Below are 18,074 nucleotides of genomic sequence, written 5' to 3' on the forward strand. Positions count from 1 at the left end.
AGACGGTGCCCGGCTGGTATACAGCAGCCGGGTTCGTTGATTGAGCCTCTGAATGTTAAGGTAAAACGGCACCTGCGGCTGCAGGAAAAACCTAGGCAGGATATCGATCCAAACAACGCGCTTACATTAATAGACGATACCCACAACCACAAAAAACCTATAACATCAAATAGTTACCTATTAAAATGGGCGCATCTGCCGTGAGACAATGCGCCATAAAGCTTAGTATTCCGCCACCTCACGCGCCATTTCGCGCGTATATTGCCGACTGGCGTTAACCAGCATCTGCGTATAGGCCGTCTGCGCCTGGCCGCTGACCAGCGCATCGACCGTCAGGGTTTCGAGGATCTTCCCGTACTGCATCACCGCCACTTTCTGGCATAAGTGGGCAATAACCCCAAGATCGTGGGTGACCATCAGGTAAGTGAGCTTAGCCTCCCGCTGCAATTCTGCCAGCAGGTTAAGGATCTCAGCCTGCACCGACACATCCAGCGCCGACGTCGGCTCATCCAGCAGCAGCACCTGAGGCTCAAGAATCAGCGCTCTGGCTATCGCCACGCGCTGCCGCTGCCCGCCGGAGAGCTGATGCGGATAGCGCTCGCGAAAGGCGCGGTTGAGGCCAACTTTATCCAGCAGCACATTGATCCGCCGGTCGCGGTCGTTGATACGATGGATCTGCAGCGGCTCTTCGAGGATATCGCCAATGGTGTGACGGGGATGCAGCGATCCGTAGGGGTCCTGAAATACCATCTGCACCTGACGGCAGCGCTCGCGGCTAATTTCATGCCCTAAGGGCTGAGCATCGATGGTCAGTTTCCCCTGCCAGTGGGTAAACAGCCCCGCCAGGCACTTGAGCACCGTCGTTTTACCGGAACCGGACTCTCCTACCAGACCGTAGATCTCGCCGGGCTTAACGTGGAAACTGACGTCATACAGCACCTGGTTACGCTTCTCCCCCTCGCCAAACGCGAGGTTGAGATGTTGAACTTCAATCATTATCCGCTCCTTAATCCGTTAACCAGCTGGCCTGACGCTGCAGCACCGGCAGTATCGGGCGACGATGCTGCATATCCGGCAGCGAGTTAATCAATCCCTGAGTGTAGGGGTGACGGGCGTGATCGAGATCTTTAGCGGCGATGGACTCCACTACCCGTCCGGCGTACATCACCAGCACCCGGTCGCAGAAGCTGCGCACCAGGTTGATATCGTGGCTGATAAAAATCAGCCCCAGCCCGCGCGACTGGACCAGGTCATCCAGCAGGCCCAGCACCTGCAGGCGCACCGACACGTCCAGCGCGGAGGTGGGCTCATCGGCAATGATCAGCTCCGGGTCGGTAATCAGCATCATGGCGATCATGATGCGCTGCCCCTGTCCGCCGGATATTTCATGCGGATAAAGCTGATAAACGCGCTCCGGCTGGCGAATACGCACCACCTCCAGCATCTCCAGCGCCCTGGCTTTCGCCTCATCTTTGCGCCCGGGATGATGAGTAAGCCAGGCCTCGGCGATTTGCTTACCCACGCAGACCACCGGATTAAGCGAATATTTCGGGTCCTGCATAATCATAGAGATACGTTTGCCGCGTACGCCGCGCATCTGCGCTTCGCTAAGATGCTGCAGATCGAGGTCGGCAAACTGCATCCGGCTGGCGCTGACGCGGGCCTTTTTCGGATGCAGCTGCAGCAGCGCGCGCCCAACGGTGGACTTACCCGAACCGGACTCGCCGACAATAGCCAGCTTCTCATGCCCCAGCTGGAAGGAGACGCCGCGCACGGCGTGGGTCACCGCGCTACCGTTAACAAAGTCGACGCACAAATCGCGCACGTCGAGCAGCGGTGCATTATTCACTACGGGGATCGAGGATGTCACGTAGGCCATCTCCTAAGAAGTTGAACGCTAAGCTATTGATCAAAATCGCCAGCCCCGGAATGGTTACGACCCACCAGCACTCCATCATATAAGTGCGCCCGCTGGAGATCATCGCTCCCCACTCCGGCTCTGGCGGCTGCGCGCCGAGGCCGAGAAAGCCTAGGCCGGCCGCGGTCAGAATGATCCCGGCCATATTCATGGTGATACGGATAATGACCGAGGGCAGACACAGCGGCACGATATGGCGCCAGAGGACGCGGGCCGATGAAGCGCCCTGCAGACGCACGGCGGAGATAAAATCAGCCTGGCGCAGAGAGAGCGTTTCGGCGCGCGCCAGACGGGCAATCGGCGGCCAGGCGGTCAGCGTGATGGCGATAACCACGTGCTCCAGCCCCGGTCCTAAAGCGGCGACAAACGCCAGCGCCAGGACCAGACTCGGGAAGGAGATGAAAATATCGGTGACGCGCATCAGCACCATATCGACTTTACCGCCGAAATAGCCGGCACTGACGCCCAGCAGCAGTCCGAGCGGACCGACGGTCACTGAGACCAGCAGCACGATATAGAGCGTGATGCGGGAGCCGTACACCAGGCGACTAAAGATATCTCGGCCAAACTCATCGGTGCCGAACCAGTGCTGCGCATTCGGCGCGACCAGCGCACTATTCAGGTCCTGTACCAGCGGGTTATAAGGCGCAATCAGCGGCGCGAAAATCGCCACCACCAGCAGCATAAAGATAATTCCTCCGCCGATGGCCGTGAGCGGATTGCGCGCCATTTTGCCGATAAACCCGACGGCCCGCGCCGCCGCGCGTTGCAGCCGCTGACGGCCTTCGCCCGCACCACCCGAAAGCGGCGAATCCAGAGAAACGGTCATGATTTTGTCCTCGGGTCAAAGAATTGATACAGCATGTCGGAGAGCAGGTTGAGCATCACGAAGATCACCCCCACCAGCAGCACGCAGCCCATCACCGCATTCATATCGCCCAGCAGCAAGCTTCCGGTAAGGTAGGAGCCAAACCCCGGCCATGAGAAGACGGTTTCAATCAGCACCGCGCCTTCCAGCAGCGCGCCGTAGGCCAGCGCCACCACCGTCAGCAGTTGCACGAGGATGTTACGAAACGCATGGTTCCAGATAACCTGGCGCTCGGTCAGCCCTTTCACCCGGGCGGTAATAATGAACTCCTGCGACAGCTGGGCCAGCATAAAGCTGCGGGTCATACGGCTGATATAAGCCAGCGAGTGAAAACCCAGCAGCGAGGCGGGAAGAATCAGATGATTAATGGCGTTCCAGAACACCTGGCCGTTGCCGGCCAGCAGCGCATCAACGGTCATCAGCCCGGTGCAGCGCGGCACCACACCATCCAGCCCGAGCTCTACCCTCCCGGCGCCGCCTACCCAGCCAAGCCAGGCATAGAACACCAGCAGCCCCATCATCCCGACCCAAAAGATCGGCATCGAGTAGCCCGCCAGGCTGATAATGCGTACCACATAATCGGAGACGCTATTGCGCCGCGCCGCCGCCAACACGCCCAGCGGAATACCAAGACCCGCGCCGACAATAATCGCCATCGTTGCCAGCTCCATGGTGGCCGGGAAGACGCGGATAATATCGTCCACCACCGGTTTCCCGGTCAGCAGCGCGTTGCCCAGATCGCCGTGCAACAGGTTGACGAAATAGATGCCAAACTGGGTGGTCAGCGATTTATCAAACCCCAGCTGCTGGTAAACCTGCTGATAGGTACTCTGGTCAGCATCCGGGCCGACAATCGCCAGCACCGGGTCGATGGGCATGACGCGGCCAATGGTAAAGGTCAGCAGCAGCAGGCCGAACAGTGTAATCACCACCTGCAGTAGCCGTTTTGATAAGCGCCGGCCGCGTGAGCCGGGCGCAAGGATTGCGGTACTCATCCTTTCTCTCCTTCGCGGACTTTATAGACGTCACGCAGAAAAGTGGTGGCGGAGGGGTGCGGCTGATACTCCCGTACCTCGTTGCGCACGACGACCGAATCAACCATCTGCGAAAGCGGAATTAAAGCCGGAACCAGCTGGTCGTAGCGTGTCTGGATGGCCTGGTAGTCAGCCACCTGTTTTTGCGGATCGCGTTCCAGCAGGGCCTGGTCAATCATCGTATTCAGTTGCGGGTCGTAAAAACCGGTACGCCAGCCCTGGAAGTTGGTCAGGCGCGCCTTATCGCTGTTATCCGGGTTATAGACCAGCGCGCGCAGGCTGGAGTGCGGATGCGGCTCCATCCCGCTGCCGCCGCGACCTACCAGCAGGTCAAATTTACGCTCGCGCATTGCGCCGTAGATCTGGTTACCAGTGCCGGTGATGATTTTGGCGTTAATCCCCGCCTGCATCAGCGTCGACTGCACGGCGATAGCGATGTTAAGAAATGGCTGATCGGAGAGTACCCGCAGCGTGGTATCAAAGCCGTTGGGATATCCCGCTTCCGCCAGCAGCTTTTTCGCCCGCGCCACATCCAGCCTGTAGCCGGGATCGGGTAGCGTGGACGGCATTCCCGCTTTGATAGGCCGCTGGTGCAGCACGCCGTAGCCCGGCATCAGCGCTTTATTGATACCCTGGTAATCAATCAGATAGCGCACCGCCTCGCGCACTTTCGGATTGGCGAAGTGCGCCTCTTTCATGCTCATCGCCACGTAGTACATGGTGCCGCGCTGCACCGCATCGACGGTCAGCTGCGGATCGCTGCGCAGGGCGTTGATATCGGAAACCGCCATATTGTTGGCAATATCAAGGTCGCCTTTTTCGATCATCAGGCGCAGAGTTTGCGACTCCTGGAAATGACGCAGTACCACGCGGCTCATTTTCGCCTCGCCGCGCCAGTAGTCAGGGTTGCGCTTCATGCGCAGCACATCTTTCGCCTGCCAGGTTTCGAGGATAAACGGCCCGGAACCGGCTTCATGGGTGGTTAGCCAGCGGTTACCCCAGTCGTTATCCTGCTGGTGGCTTTGCACCGTTTTACTGTCCAGCACTCCGAGGTTGCCCAGCGCCGCCAGCGAGTAAATCACCAGCTGCGGATCGTTATCTTTGGGTAATACGATTTGCACCGTGAAGCGGTCCGGCGCGCTGACCTGGCTGTCGATATTTTTCTTACTGAAGCCATAGGATTTCCATACTGAGGCCTGGGCCAGGTTGAGGTGCAGGATGCGCCGCATTGACCACACGACGTCGGCGGCGGTCAGCGGGTTGCCGGAGTGAAACTTAACGTCATCGCGCAGATGAAAGGTCAGGGTTTTGCCGTCGGGGCTGATATCCCAGGATTTCGCCAGCGCGGGCCTGACGGTGGTGAGCTGCTCAGGGTCAAGCTCCACCAGCGAGTCGTAGAGGTTGACCACGATCCCCACCACTTCGTTACCGGTCATCGCCGCCGGGTCAAGGGTGAGCAGGTTATTCATATTCATGCCGATGATCAGCTGGTCGGGCGGCGTTTTCGCCACCGCCTCCCCGCTCCCCATCGACATGGCGAGCGCGAGAATACACGCTCCCAGTAAGGAGGTTTTTTTCATATCTCTGTTTGCCTGTACTGTAGGGTACATGTTGCCGGATGGCGGCATTTTCGGCTTATCCGGTCTACCGGGCCGCAGGCTCGATAAGCGCAGCGCCATCGGGTATTTATTTTTTTAAATCAGTCGTGGCTAACGGTATTGGCTTCGATATACGCAAAATTAATGTCTTCACCGAGACCCGGACGTTGTGACAAATGCACAAATCCCTGGTCATCCATCGGGTCGACAATGCTGTTGAGATAGGCCGCCGGTTCATCGTAGTCGAGGAACGGATGCAGCAGGCCGCGCTCGTACCAGCGGCAGTTGCGGATCGCGCCCACCACCGCCAGGCTTGCCGCTCCGTTGCCGTGGACTTCGCAATCCATGCCGAAAGATTCCGCCAGCGCCGCCACCTTCATGGTCGGTGTAATCCCCCCCACGCCGTTAGCGCCGGCGCGCAGAATGTCGCAGGCCCCGGCTTTCACCCATTCGGCGCGCATGTGGTGCTTGCCGCCGAAGCTCTCCGGCCCGACGATGGGAATCGACAGGTTTTCCGCCAGCCACGCATAGGAGGACATCGAATCCTCCTCCATCGGCTCTTCAAACCAGGCGAAATTGAGTTTTTCCAGCTCTTTGCCGATCCACAGCGCCTCGGCGCGGCTGTACCAGTGATAGCCATCAATCATCAGGTCAATATCCGGCCCTACGGCTTCGCGCACCGCCGCGCAGGCTTTAATGTCCATTTTGGGATTGGGCGCAAAAGAGATTGGCGGCATCCAGGTGTGCAGCTTGATGGCCTTGTAGCCGCGGGCGACCAGCTTCTCAGCAAAAGCCGCATACTCTTCCGGGGTCGACAGGCCGCCCGGCAGATCGTCGCCGCACATGGTGCTACCGTAAGCCGGGACAGTGTCGCGATAGCCGCCGAGCAGCTTATAAACCGGCATCTTAAGGCTGCGGCCGATCAGGTCCCACAGCGCCTGTTCAACAAACGACAGCGCGCGCTCCGTTAGCTGATGTGCGCTGCCGCGCTGCCAGTGGTTAAGATCCTGCCAGATACGCTCACGGTTAAACGGGTCCTGTCCCACCAGCACTTTGCGAAAAAAAGTATTCACCACGAACGGGCGCACGACTTCCGGAGGCGCAAACGAAAAGCCCTGCGCCCCATCATCAGCGGTGATGGTCAGCATCGCCATTTTGGCCATGCTTTCACCCCCCGGATGGGAGTGCCCGGCGCTGTCGGAAACCCGACGAGTGGGATATTGGAAAACGGTGACATTCACAGATTCAATTTTCATGCTCGGTCCTTATCACGGCCAAATCCGATCGACATAATCAAATCGGCAAAGCGGTTTCACATTATTGAAAATACGTTTCAATATATAATCTAAGCACAACTTCGTAGTAGTGCCTCGGACAAACACCGCTAAGCAAGGCCATAAATTTGGGCATTGGCACAACAAGACGTGACTGTTTTCACAAAAGATGAGCGAAATGTGAGGCAGATCGACCAGGAGAAAAAAGGGCGTGAGCGCAGAGAAGAGATTAACCGACCAGCTACATCCCGGGAATGTCTGCGCCCACAAATGGCTGACTTAAACCGCCGCCGCTGGCTCCGCGCTAAGCGCTTCCAGCAGTTCAGGTAAGGTTTGATAGCGGCCAGCGGCGGCCTTAAAACGCGCGTGCTGGCTATCTTCTGCAATCACTATCGTGGCAATCCCCGCCGACTGGGCCGCGCAAAAGCCGGTAAAGCTATCCTCAATCACCAGACACTGGCTGGCGTTGAGATTGAGCTTCCGCAGCGTCGTGAGGTACACCGCCGGGTGCGGTTTGCCGTGTGGTTCATCATCCGCGCTGGAGATCGCGTCAAAAAAGTGCCAGAGCGAAAGCTTGTTCAGCACAGCGGCAATAACCTGACGAGATGATGACGTGGCGAGCGCAATCTTATAACCCGCTTCGCGAAAATAGCGTAACGCCTCCTGCACCCCACGCATCGGCTCGCCATCGGCGGCAATCAGGCCGGTGATGCGCTGCAATATGGCCTCTTCCAGCAGCGATGGGGCAAGGTTAAGCTGAAAATAGCGGCACCAGGTGTCGGCGATTTCGTCGAGACGCTTGCCCTTGGTCAGGGTTTCACACTCAGCCACGCTCGCCGTTGCTCCCCACTGCGCAAGGGCGTCAATCTGCGCCTGACGCCAGAGCGCCTCGGAATCAATAATCACGCCATCCATGTCAAAAATAACCGCCTGCATACCCATTCGTTCACCTCATTAAGGCTGGCATGAAGCGCATGCCAGCCGCAGTACCTATGAGAATTCAACCTGCTCGCGGGCAGTCGCTTCCTTGTGGGAGAACCCCGGCTGCTCCACGCGAATAAAGGCGCAGAGGAAAAAGGCCACCACGTACAATGCGGTATAGGCGATGACTACCCCAATGGTGCTGAAGAACGGCAACAGCACCACGGCAATCGCCGGCGCGAGAAAGTTCGACATCCCCGCCGACAGGTTATAGACCGAAATGGCCGCGCCTTTATGCTTCGGCTCCAGCGCCGGGAACACGGCCGCCAGCGGCACGAAGGCGGCGACAAAGATCCCGAGGGCGATGGCGGGGATCAGCGCCATCGCAAAGCTATGGCCAAAGTGCTGAGGAATGTAGTAAAACGCCAGGCTGGAGAGCGCCATCCCGATGCAGCCGAACCAGCGCACCACCTTCATCCAGCCCAGTTTTTCACCCAAAATGCCCCACAGCACGTTAGAGAAAATGGTGGTGAAGAAGAAGACCGCCCACACCTGAAGCCATTCTGAAGTGCTGAAGCCCAGCTCATCAACGAACATCATCGGCATAATCACCGCAAACCCGAACAGCGAGAGGGTATTGATGATCCTGACCATGCTCGACAGCAGAATATTGCGGTTGGTATAGAGCAGCGTCGCGGCGCGTCCCAGCTCGGCAAACTTCTCACGGGTGGTGAGATTCTGCATATGCTGCGGCGTTTGAATATGGCGCAGGGAAGCCAGAGCAATCCCCCCCCCGGTAAGGCAGAAGGCCAGCGCCAGCCACAGGGTGCCCATTTCGCCAATATGCGGAATGGTGAAACTCGGAATATAGCTGCCGAAGACCCCGATGCCGATGGAATAGACCGCCCAGAACCAACCGATGGCCGAGCTGGCGTTGTCGCTTTTGACGTTATGGACAATCGCCACGATAAACGAGTAGAGGAACAGCGGATAGGCGAAGCCGCGGATGCCGTAGAAAAGCAGGATCAGCGCATAGTTGGCGTGACCGAGGCCGAAAACGAGGAACAGCACGTGGAACACGCACCACAGTACGAAGCCAATCATCATCGTTTTCAGCGGGGTGATAATTTCCGCCACCACGCCGGAAATCCACGCCGACAGCGCGGCGGCCAGGCCGTAGAGGGTAAAGGCAAAGGAGGCCTCCGCCGGAGAGAAGCCGAGCGCTTTGATATAGTGTGAGAGAAACGCTAATTCAAAACCGTCGCCGGTCATAAATACGGCAATGGCGATGTATCCCCAGAGCAGGTTCAGGGGTAAACCGAGCCACTGTTTATTATTGATAGACATAATGACCTCGTTTTCAGGGTACAGGGTGGCCGCTCCGCGACGTTCAACGAAGCGGCTGTGGTGGTAAAATCAGTGCTGCCGATAGTGCAGATCGTTTAAATACAGGGCCTTAAACTGCGCGTAGCGTTGCATCAGGGTGTGGTGGCGAACAGGATCCGCACGCCAGGTCTGCCAGACTTCCGGTTTTTCACACACCGCGTCAATGGGTTTGCCCGTCGCCAGGCAGGCCAGCCGCGCCGCGCCCAGTGCGCCGCCGGTCTCTCCGCCTTTGTGGGTCACCACCGGCATAGCGAGAATATCGGCCAGCAGCTGGGCCCAGAACGGACTGCGGGCGCCCCCGCCCACCAGCGAGCACTGCGCGATCGGTGTCCCGCTCTCTTTCAATGCCTGCAGACCGTCATTGATGCCAAAGCTCACCCCTTCCAGCACCGCGTAGCCGAGCTGGGCACGCAGGCTGGAGTGGGTCATGCCCCAGAAGATGCCGCGGGCGTCAGGATCGTTATGCGGGGTTCGTTCCCCGGAGAGATAAGGCAGGAAGAACGGCGCGTTGGCTTTCTCCTCCTCGCTTAGCTCGGCAATCTCCGCCAGCAGCGCCACCTCCGTGGTGCCGGTGAGGCGGCAGAACCACTGCAAACAGCTGGCGGCGCTAAGCATCACGCTCATCTGATGCCACAGGTTCGGCAGAACGTGACAAAACGCATGGACCGCCGACTGCGGCGCCGGACGATAGGCGTCGGTCACCACAAACAGCACCCCGGAGGTACCGAGCGAAATAAACGCGTCCCCCGGCGAGACCGCGCCGACGCCAATGGCGCTGACTGCGTTATCGCCGCCGCCCCCGGCCACCACCACCGAGGCGTTCAGCCCCCAGCGCGCAGCCACCTGCGGGTCAAGGGTGGCGGAAACCTCACAGCCTTCCACCAGCGTCGGCATCTGGCTGCGCGACAGGCCGCATTTATCCAGCAGCGAGTCGGACCAGTCGCGCTTCGCCACGTCCAGCCACAGCGTTCCGGCGGCGTCCGACATATCGGAGACTTTCTTCCCGGTCATCCGGTAGCGCAGATAATCTTTCGGCAGCAGCACCGTGGCGGTGCGCTGAAAGTTTTGCGGCTCGTGACGACGCACCCACAGCAGCTTCGGCGCGGTAAAGCCCGGCATCGCCAGGTTGCCCGCCACCTGATGCAGCTCCGGCGCCATCTCCTCCAGCTCTGCGCACTCTGCGGCGCAGCGGGTGTCGTTCCACAGAATGGCCGGACGGATCGTCTCCCCCTTTTCATCCAGCAGCACCGCGCCGTGCATCTGTCCGGAGAGGCCAATCGCCTTGACGGCCGACCAGTGCTGAGCGCATTTTTCCCGTAGGGTGGCCATCAGGTACTCCGTCGCCTCCCACCATAACTCCGGCGATTGTTCTGACCAGTGCGGATGAGGCCGCTGAATGCTCAGCGGCGCGCTATGGCTGGCGATAACCTGATTGTTCTCATCAATGATCAGCGCTTTGACTTCCGATGTGCCAAGATCGATACCCAGATACATAGCCACCTCTTATTTAATCAGCGTGTAAACGGCGGCGACTTTCTCGCGCATCAGCGCCAGGAAATCCGCGTTGTTGGCGAGATCACCAAACAGGGCTTTATCACGGGCGAAGACAGCCACCGGATCCTGAGCCTCGAACATCTCATGCACCGCCTGCGCATCCAGGATGCCGTCCTGGTACTGATACGGCAGAGTTCCCTTGTGCCACTGCTCCATAAAGACGAAGAACAGCGCCGGCAGCATGGCGGTCGCTTCCGGACGGACGCCGCGCTGATAGCACTCCTGCAAGGTTGGCGCGATCATCGCCGGAATCTTTGAGAAACCATCGGCGGCAACGCGCTGGTTGGTGTCCTGGATATGCGGGTTGGTAAAGCGCTTGAGCACCACATCGCGGTAGGTCGGCAGATCAATGCCGTTATCGCCGAGGCAAGGAATGACATCCTCCGTGACGTAGCGGTCGGCAATGGCGTAGATAGCATCGGTGAGCGTGCTTTCGTGAATATACTGCTGGCCGATTAAGGTCCCCGCCCAGGCAATGCAGCTGTGGGACGCGTTCAGGATGCGGATTTTCGCCTCTTCATAGGGGATAACCGACTCGACCATCTCCACGCCGACCGCTTCCAGATTTGGGCGGGCATCGCGGAAGTTGTTCTCCACCACCCACTGGATAAAGGTCTCGCCCATTACCGGCGCCTTATCGTCAATGCCGGTTTGCGCTTTGATACGGGCCGGCAGATCGGCCGCCGGACGCGGGGTGATGCGGTCCACCATGGTATTCGGACAGGTGGTATTCGCGGCCATCCAGTCAATCACCGCCTGTTTGCCGGTAAGCTGCAGGAACTCCACCATCCCGTCGTGGAAGCGCTCACCGTTATGCCGCACGTTGTCGCAGTTGAGCAGGGTCAGCGGCCCGGCATTGTCCGCCATGCGCTTTTCCAGAATTCGTGCGAGGGTGCCGTAAATGGTTTTGCATTCGCCTTTCAGGTCGGCCTGCAGATCGGGGTTGCTGGTTTCCAGCTGATGGCGGGTGTTCAGGTAGTACCCCCCTTCCGTCACGGTAAAGGCGATAACTTTTGTTTGCGGATTGGCCCCTTCGTTAATCAGCGGCTGCAGCCCTGCCTGCCACGGCAGCAGTTTCTGAATAGAGGTGATTTCTTCATATTCGCGCTCCCCTTCCGGGCTGACGGTCTCCAGCACGTAACGTCCTCCCTGCGCCGCCAGCGCCTGCACCACCTGCTCGGCGTCGTTGCGGATATTGCCCGCCGCGATGCGCCAGCGCTTATCCCCGGAAGCCATCAGACGATGCAGATACCACGCCTGATGCGCGCGATGAAAAGAACCCAGACCAATGTGAAGCCATGTGAATTGATTGTTCATGTTCTGCTCTCCTTGAGTTGATGGCGCCACTGTAATTGATCATTTGACCAAAATAAGAGCCACAGATCACAAAAGAACAATTACCCAATTAAATTACAAATGACCAGTCGAGAGCAAAAGCTTGCCAGTTATGCCAACCACGGCGAGAATGCGGCTATTCGCCGGGCCAATTGCGTGCCCAGGCCAGCAACTTAGGGCGGGAAACCATGAGTAAAGAAGACGATATCCGGTTGGATCAGAAGGTGCGTGCCGCATGGATGTACTACATCGCCGGCCAGAATCAGAGCGAGATTGCCAGCCAGCTGGGCACCTCCAGACCGGTGGTGCAACGGCTGATCGCCGCCGCGAAAGAAGAAGGGATTGTGTCGATTAATCTGCACCATCCAGTGGCGAACTGCCTCGATTATGCGCAGTTGTTGCAGGAAAAGTATCGGCTTCTTGAGTGCAATGTGGTCCCCGCCTTTAGCGAAGAAAGCACCCTCGACAGCGTATCGTTTGGCTGCTATCAGCTGATGGCTCGCTACCTGCAGGATGATAAAGAGAAAATCATCGGTCTGGGCTCGGGCCTGACCCTGAAAAAAGCGCTGCAGCGCATCGATTTCGACAGCCTGAATACCCGCTGCGTGGCGCTGATCAGCGCCATGGACGCCGACGGGCAGTGCAACTATTACGATGACGTGCCCCTGCTGCTGACGAGCAAAATAAAAGCCAAGTACTATCAGTGGCCGGCGCCGCGCTACGCCCAGACCGCGGATGAGTATGAGATGTGGTGCACCAATCGCTTATTCCGCAGCGTCTCTGGCGTCGCCCGGGAGGCGGACGTGATTTTTGTCGGTATTGGTCCGCTGGGCACGCAAAGCCCGATCTTTAAAGACGGATTTATCAATCAGGCGCAGATGGATGAGCTGACCGCCCGCGGCGGCATCGGGGAGATCCTCGGGCGGTTTATTGATGCAGAAGGCGAGGTGGTCGACAGCGAGATCAACCGCATGATCACCAGCTATGATATCCGCCAGAACCACTGCCCGCGGATTGCCGCGGCCTGTGGAGAATACAAACGACCGGCGATCCTGGCCGCCCTTAAAGGCGGCTGGATCAACGGCCTGGTGACCGATGAACATACCGCTCGCTGGCTGCTGACGCGCTAACGGCAAACAGCGACTCAGCTGCTGCTCATCAGTCGCGGCGGAATTTCAATCCGCTGCTGGCTGGCTTCGCCGGCGTCAATAATCGAAAAAACAGCGTCCAGCATCGCCGGCACGTCCTGCTGCACCATGTCGATATCGTGCCCCAGCAGATAGACAAACGGATCCCAGTCGAAGCAGCCCATCGGCGGCTGCTCGCTGCCGGTCAGCCCCACCTGCGACAGCCAGCGCACAACCCCTTCAAGGGATATCGTCGAGTTAACAAATATCCCCTGCAATAGCGTCTTCGCGCTGCCAAACCGCTCCTGCAGGCAGTCCTCGACGTGACCTTTCGAATAGCCGGGAGCCAGAATATTCGCCTGCGGCACGCTCAGCCCCTGCTCGTGATGCGCATCGTGGAAACCGCGTAAACGCTCGCTGGTGTTATGGTCGCTGCTGCGCCCGCCGATGAAGGTCAGCGGCGCCAGCGATCCCCGACGGCGGGCGCTGTTAGCGAGGATCTTGTGGGTCAGCGCTTTCGCACCGCCGTAGTTATCCGAAATCACCGACGGAGAGAGAGACCCCGGCAGGTCGAGATTGACCGTAGGCACGCCCGCCTGCTGGCAGAGCGCGGAAATTTTATCCGGATTGGTCGCCCCGGTCGCGATCACCCAGTCAACCTGCCAGGAGAGCATCGCTTTTACCGCTTCGAGCTCCAGCTCCGGGCTTCGGCGCGTACAGGTGATAATCGGCAGCAGGCCACGCTCGCGGGCCATCTCCTCAAAGCGTTCGGCGACGGAACCGAAGTAGCGGTTATCGTATTTGGGGATAATCATGCCAATGACGTGTGATTTTTTACTGCGCAGCATGCTGGCCTGGCGGTTAATCGCATAGCCCTGCTCCTCAGCAATCCGGGTCACCTTCTCGGCAAGCTTTGCGCTGATGCGGCGCTTTTTCCAGTTACCGTTGAGGATAGCGCTCACCGCGCTCGCCGAAACGCCGGAAAGCTCCGCCAGGTCGTAAATCGTTATCTTCTTCATTTTTCCAACTTGCGTCACAAAATCATGTCGCTGTTAATTTCCCCACTTGCTCAATCGATGAAGCGAGCGCAACATAGCTTCATCGATTGAGCATCCATTTCACGCCAGGAAGTACGCGCGCATACTGCCTTAACATGCCAGCAAGCCTGAATAATGATGCTGATATTCAATATGTTACCAGGTTTTTGTCCATAACCTCGAACGCGATGCCCTCGGGTTCGATAGTTTTAACCAGACACGGCAAAGGATTATAAAATGAACCACTCTGTCTCCTCTATGAATACTTCCCTCAGCGGTAAAGTCGCCGCGATCACTGGCGCGGCGTCCGGTATCGGCCTCGAGTGCGCGAAGACCCTGCTGGGGGCTGGCGCAAAAGTAGTGCTAATCGACCGCGAAGGCGAAAAGCTCAACAAACTGGTCGCCGAACTTGGCGAAAACGCCTTCGCTCTGCAGGTGGATCTGATGCAGGCGGACCAGGTCGATAATCTTCTGCAGGGCATTTTGCAGCTTACCGGGCGTCTCGATATCTTCCACGCCAACGCCGGCGCCTATATCGGCGGGCCGGTGGCCGAGGGCGACCCGGACGTCTGGGACCGCGTGCTGCACCTCAACATCAACGCCGCCTTCCGCTGCGTGCGCAGCGTCCTGCCGCATCTGATCGCGCAACAATCCGGGGATATTATTTTCACCAGCTCCATCGCGGGCGTGGTGCCGGTGATCTGGGAGCCTGTCTATACCGCGTCGAAATTCGCTGTGCAGGCGTTTGTCCACACCACTCGTCGTCAGGTGGCGCAGTATGGCGTGCGCGTCGGCGCCGTACTGCCGGGCCCGGTGGTGACCGCGCTGCTGGACGACTGGCCAAAAGCCAAAATGGATGAAGCGCTGGCCAACGGCAGTCTGATGCAGCCGATTGAAGTGGCGGAGTCGGTGCTGTTTATGGTGACGCGTTCGAAAAACGTCACCGTACGCGACATTGTGATCCTGCCGAACAGCGTGGATCTCTGACCCGTAACCAGCCTGTGAGAGGATGTGATGCAAAACGATACGCAAAACATGATTGGTGTGGATGTCGGTTCGGGCAGCGTGCGCGCCGGGGTCTTCAATCTGCGGGGCGAGCTTCTCGCCCACGCGACCCGGGAAATTACCCTGTTTCGCAGCGCCGGAAACAAAGTCGAGCAGTCGAGCCGTGAAATCTGGCAGGCGGTGTGCTACTGCATTAAAACCGCGGTGGCCAGCGCCGGCGTCCCGCCGTCGTCGATCGCCGGGCTCGGCTTCGATGCCACCTGCTCGCTGGTGGTGATTGGCGATAACGACGCGCCGCTGGCGGTCGGGCCTTCGGACGATCCGGACCGCAATATTATTGTCTGGATGGATCATCGCGCCACCGCGCAGGCGGAAAAGATCAACGCGACGGGCCACCCGGTGCTGCAGTACGTTGGCGGCAAAATCTCGCCGGAGATGGAAACGCCGAAAATTCTGTGGCTGAAGGAGAATCGCCCGCACATCTATCAGCAGGCGCGCCACTTCTTCGACCTCGCCGATTACCTTACCTGGCGCTCAACCGGCGATGACGCCCGCTCGGTCTGCACGGTGACCTGTAAATGGACCTACCTGGCGCATGAACAACGCTGGGATGCCGGCTACTTCCGCCAGATTGGCCTCGACGAGCTGGCGGATGAAGATTTTGTCCGCATCGGCCAGCGGATTGTCGACCCTGGAACCCCCTGCGGCGACGGTCTTTGCGCCACGGCGGCAGAAGAGATGGGCCTGCCGATCGGCACGCCGGTGGCGGTGGGGATGATTGACGCCCACGCGGGCGGCATTGGCACCGTTGGGGTGCTTAACGGCGCGGTCAACAATATGGCCTACGTCTTCGGCACTTCTTCCTGCACCATGACCACCACTGAGGAAGCGGTGTTCGTCCCCGGCGTCTGGGGCCCCTACTATTCGGCGATGGTCCCGGGCTACTGGCTGATTGAAGGCGGACAAAGCGCCGCCGGCGCAGCTATCGACCAGCTGCTGAGCTTCCATCCGGCGGCGGCGGCGGCTCGCGAGCAGGCGCAAGCCGCGGGCGTCCCTCTGCCGGTCTGGCTGGCAGATCGCGTACTGACGCAGGCTGCCTCGCCTTCTGAGGCGGTCACGCTGGCCGCCGGTCTGCACGTGGTGCCGGAGTTTCTCGGTAACCGCGCGCCGCTTGCCGACCCCCACGCGAAAGCGCTGATTGCCGGGCTGGGGATGGAGCGGGACCTGGATAACCTGACCGCGCTGTACGTTGCCGGGTTATGCGGGATTGGCTATGGCCTGCGACAGATCCTCGACGCCCAGCGCGCCTGCGGAATTGAGAGTGAAAATATCGTCATCAGCGGCGGGGCCGGACAGCATCCGCTGGTGCGGCAGCTGCTGGCCGACGCCTGCGGCGTTAGCGTCGTGAGCACCGCCTGCAGCGAGCCGGTGCTGTTAGGCTCCGCCATCCTCGGCGCCGTCGCGGGCGGAATCGCGGCTTCGCTGCCGGAGGCCATGAAGCAATTTACTCAGGTGGATGCCACCTATCACAGCGAGACTGCGTTTAGCTCGCTACATCAGCGCAGGTATGAGGCCTATAAGGCGCTACAACAGGCCGGCAGGCTGATTCGCGAATAACATCCCTCTTTTTTAATAACAATAATGCTCCGCTGCTGTGCAGCGGAGACACTCATCTGCACTCTGAAATCGAGGTCAACATGTCCGTTAATAACAAACAGTGGTACGGTCTACCGCTCAACCTCATCTGGGGATATGTCGCCATCGCCGTGTTTATGACCGGCGACGGCTTTGAGCTGGCTTTTCTGTCGCACTACATCAAAGCACTCGGATTCACCCCGGCGCAGGCTTCCTTTGCCTTTACGCTATACGGTCTGGCCGCCGCCCTGTCGGCGTGGGTCTCCGGCGTGGTGGCGGAGATCATCACCCCACGCAAGGCCATGATGATCGGCTTCGTGCTGTGGTGCGTATTCCATGTACTGTTCCTCGTCTTCGGCCTCGGTCGCGCCAACTATGCGCTGATCCTGCTGTTTTATGGCATCCGCGGCCTGGCCTACCCGCTGTTCCTCTACTCATTTATCGTCGCCATTATCCACAACGTTCGCAGCGACAGTTCCAGCTCTGCGCTGGGCTGGTTCTGGGCGGTCTACTCCGTGGGCATCGGCGTGTTCGGCAGCTATATTCCGAGCTTCACCATTCCCCACATTGGCGAAATGGGCACCCTGTGGCTGGCGCTGGTCTTTTGCGCCACCGGCGGCATCATTGCGCTGGTGTCGATGCGTCATACCGAAACGCCGCGCCATATGCAGAACCTGACCACTCGCGTAAAACTCGCCGAACTGGGGCGCGCCGCGACGCTGCTCTATACCAACCGCAGCATCCTGTTCTCGAGCATTGTGCGCATTATTAACACCCTGTCGCTGTTTGGTTTTGCGGTGATTATGCCGATGATGTTCGTTGATGAGCTGGGCTTTACCACCTCGGAGTGGCTCCAGGTGTGGGCGGCCTTCTTCTTCACCACTATCTTTTCGAACGTTTTCTGGGGGATCGTGGCGGAGAAAATGGGCTGGATGAAGGTGATTCGCTGGTTCGGCTGCATCGGGATGGCGTTCTCCAGCCTGGCGTTTTACTACATCCCTCAGCACTTTGGCCACAGCTTTGCGATGGCGCTGGTGCCGGCTATTGCCCTGGGTATTTTCGTCGCCGCATTCGTGCCGATGGCGGCGGTGTTCCCGGCGCTGGAGCCGAACCATAAAGGCGCGGCGATTTCGGTCTATAACCTGTCAGCCGGGCTGTCGAACTTTCTGGCGCCGGCGATCGCCGTGGTGCTGCTGCCCTATTTCAGCACCATCGGGGTGGTGATTGCCTATACCGCCTTATATATTCTGGCCTTCTTCCTGTGCCCGTTAATCCGCGTTGAACAGCCTGGCTTTACCAGTGCTCAGAGTGCAAAACCGTTTACCGCCAACGCGGCGGAGTCTTAATAAACCCGACATCGGGTAGGAACAACGAGCAATCCG

15 protein-coding genes are annotated in these 18,074 nt (G+C 59.0%); 4 read left to right on the forward strand and 11 right to left on the reverse strand.

Annotated elements, in window-relative coordinates:
- Nucleotides 1-222 precede the first annotated feature (222 nt).
- The 10 genes from ACQUTP_RS06035 to dalD all read right to left on the reverse strand — a co-directional run bounded on the left by ACQUTP_RS06035 (nucleotide 223) and on the right by dalD (nucleotide 11,870).
- A complete protein-coding gene (locus ACQUTP_RS06035) occupies nucleotides 223-996 on the reverse strand; it encodes an ABC transporter ATP-binding protein (protein WP_285755066.1) in 774 nt (257 codons plus the stop codon).
- A 10-nt stretch (nucleotides 997-1,006) separates the two neighbouring features.
- The gene (locus ACQUTP_RS06040) at nucleotides 1,007-1,870 is read right to left on the reverse strand and encodes an ABC transporter ATP-binding protein (protein WP_004175147.1); all 864 of its coding nucleotides are present in this window, start codon (nucleotides 1,868-1,870) and stop codon (nucleotides 1,007-1,009) included.
- Nucleotides 1,842-2,747 (reverse strand): ABC transporter permease, encoded by a 906-nt coding sequence (locus tag ACQUTP_RS06045; protein ID WP_004200464.1) that lies wholly within the window; start codon nucleotides 2,745-2,747, stop codon nucleotides 1,842-1,844. The genes ACQUTP_RS06040 and ACQUTP_RS06045 overlap by 29 nt, the downstream gene beginning before the upstream one ends.
- Entirely contained in the window at nucleotides 2,744-3,781 is a 1,038-nt protein-coding gene (locus tag ACQUTP_RS06050; protein ID WP_032456380.1) for an ABC transporter permease, read from the reverse strand. The genes ACQUTP_RS06045 and ACQUTP_RS06050 overlap by 4 nt, the downstream gene beginning before the upstream one ends.
- A complete protein-coding gene (locus tag ACQUTP_RS06055) occupies nucleotides 3,778-5,400 on the reverse strand; it encodes an ABC transporter substrate-binding protein (RefSeq protein ID WP_004180553.1) in 1,623 nt (540 codons plus the stop codon). The genes ACQUTP_RS06050 and ACQUTP_RS06055 overlap by 4 nt, the downstream gene beginning before the upstream one ends.
- A gap of 119 nt (nucleotides 5,401-5,519) precedes the next feature.
- Nucleotides 5,520-6,674: a mandelate racemase family protein gene (locus ACQUTP_RS06060; protein WP_004214749.1), complete on the reverse strand. Its 1,155-nt coding sequence runs from the start codon at nucleotides 6,672-6,674 to the stop codon at nucleotides 5,520-5,522.
- Between the two features lie 297 nt (nucleotides 6,675-6,971).
- Nucleotides 6,972-7,634 carry an HAD family hydrolase gene (locus ACQUTP_RS06065; protein ID WP_285755069.1) on the reverse strand — a complete coding sequence of 221 codons (663 nt, stop codon included), beginning with the start codon at nucleotides 7,632-7,634 and terminating at the stop codon, nucleotides 6,972-6,974.
- A gap of 48 nt (nucleotides 7,635-7,682) precedes the next feature.
- A complete protein-coding gene (gene dalT, locus ACQUTP_RS06070; protein WP_064189981.1) occupies nucleotides 7,683-8,960 on the reverse strand; it encodes a D-arabinitol transporter in 1,278 nt (425 codons plus the stop codon).
- Nucleotides 8,961-9,029: 69 nt separating this feature from the next.
- On the reverse strand, nucleotides 9,030-10,493 hold the full coding sequence (gene xylB / locus ACQUTP_RS06075) for a xylulokinase (protein WP_285755072.1): 1,464 nt from the start codon (nucleotides 10,491-10,493) through the stop codon (nucleotides 9,030-9,032).
- A gap of 9 nt (nucleotides 10,494-10,502) precedes the next feature.
- Nucleotides 10,503-11,870 (reverse strand): D-arabinitol 4-dehydrogenase, encoded by a 1,368-nt coding sequence (dalD, locus tag ACQUTP_RS06080; protein ID WP_222903553.1) that lies wholly within the window; start codon nucleotides 11,868-11,870, stop codon nucleotides 10,503-10,505.
- A gap of 206 nt (nucleotides 11,871-12,076) precedes the next feature.
- Between dalD and ACQUTP_RS06085 the strand changes: the two genes are divergently transcribed.
- Nucleotides 12,077-13,018 carry a sugar-binding transcriptional regulator gene (locus ACQUTP_RS06085; protein ID WP_004201572.1) on the forward strand — a complete coding sequence of 314 codons (942 nt, stop codon included), beginning with the start codon at nucleotides 12,077-12,079 and terminating at the stop codon, nucleotides 13,016-13,018.
- 14 nt (nucleotides 13,019-13,032) lie between these two features.
- Here ACQUTP_RS06085 and ACQUTP_RS06090 read toward each other — a convergent pair whose 3' ends face one another.
- Nucleotides 13,033-14,034, reverse strand: coding sequence for a LacI family DNA-binding transcriptional regulator (locus ACQUTP_RS06090; protein WP_023318719.1), 1,002 nt, complete (start codon nucleotides 14,032-14,034; stop codon nucleotides 13,033-13,035).
- Nucleotides 14,035-14,289: 255 nt separating this feature from the next.
- Between ACQUTP_RS06090 and ACQUTP_RS06095 the strand changes: the two genes are divergently transcribed.
- The 3 genes from ACQUTP_RS06095 to ACQUTP_RS06105 all read left to right on the forward strand — a co-directional run bounded on the left by ACQUTP_RS06095 (nucleotide 14,290) and on the right by ACQUTP_RS06105 (nucleotide 18,038).
- Nucleotides 14,290-15,039, forward strand: coding sequence for an SDR family oxidoreductase (locus ACQUTP_RS06095; protein WP_023318720.1), 750 nt, complete (start codon nucleotides 14,290-14,292; stop codon nucleotides 15,037-15,039).
- A gap of 27 nt (nucleotides 15,040-15,066) precedes the next feature.
- Nucleotides 15,067-16,674, forward strand: a complete 1,608-nt coding sequence (locus ACQUTP_RS06100; RefSeq protein ID WP_153245102.1) for an FGGY-family carbohydrate kinase — start codon at nucleotides 15,067-15,069, stop codon at nucleotides 16,672-16,674.
- 80 nt (nucleotides 16,675-16,754) lie between these two features.
- Nucleotides 16,755-18,038, forward strand: a complete 1,284-nt coding sequence (locus ACQUTP_RS06105; RefSeq protein WP_428902358.1) for an RbtT/DalT/CsbX family MFS transporter — start codon at nucleotides 16,755-16,757, stop codon at nucleotides 18,036-18,038.
- The last annotated feature ends 36 nt before the right edge of the window (nucleotides 18,039-18,074 follow it).

The organism is Klebsiella sp. 2-CIP_Kleb. (assembly GCF_050378715.1).
GTDB lineage: Bacteria > Pseudomonadota > Gammaproteobacteria > Enterobacterales > Enterobacteriaceae > Klebsiella > Klebsiella quasipneumoniae.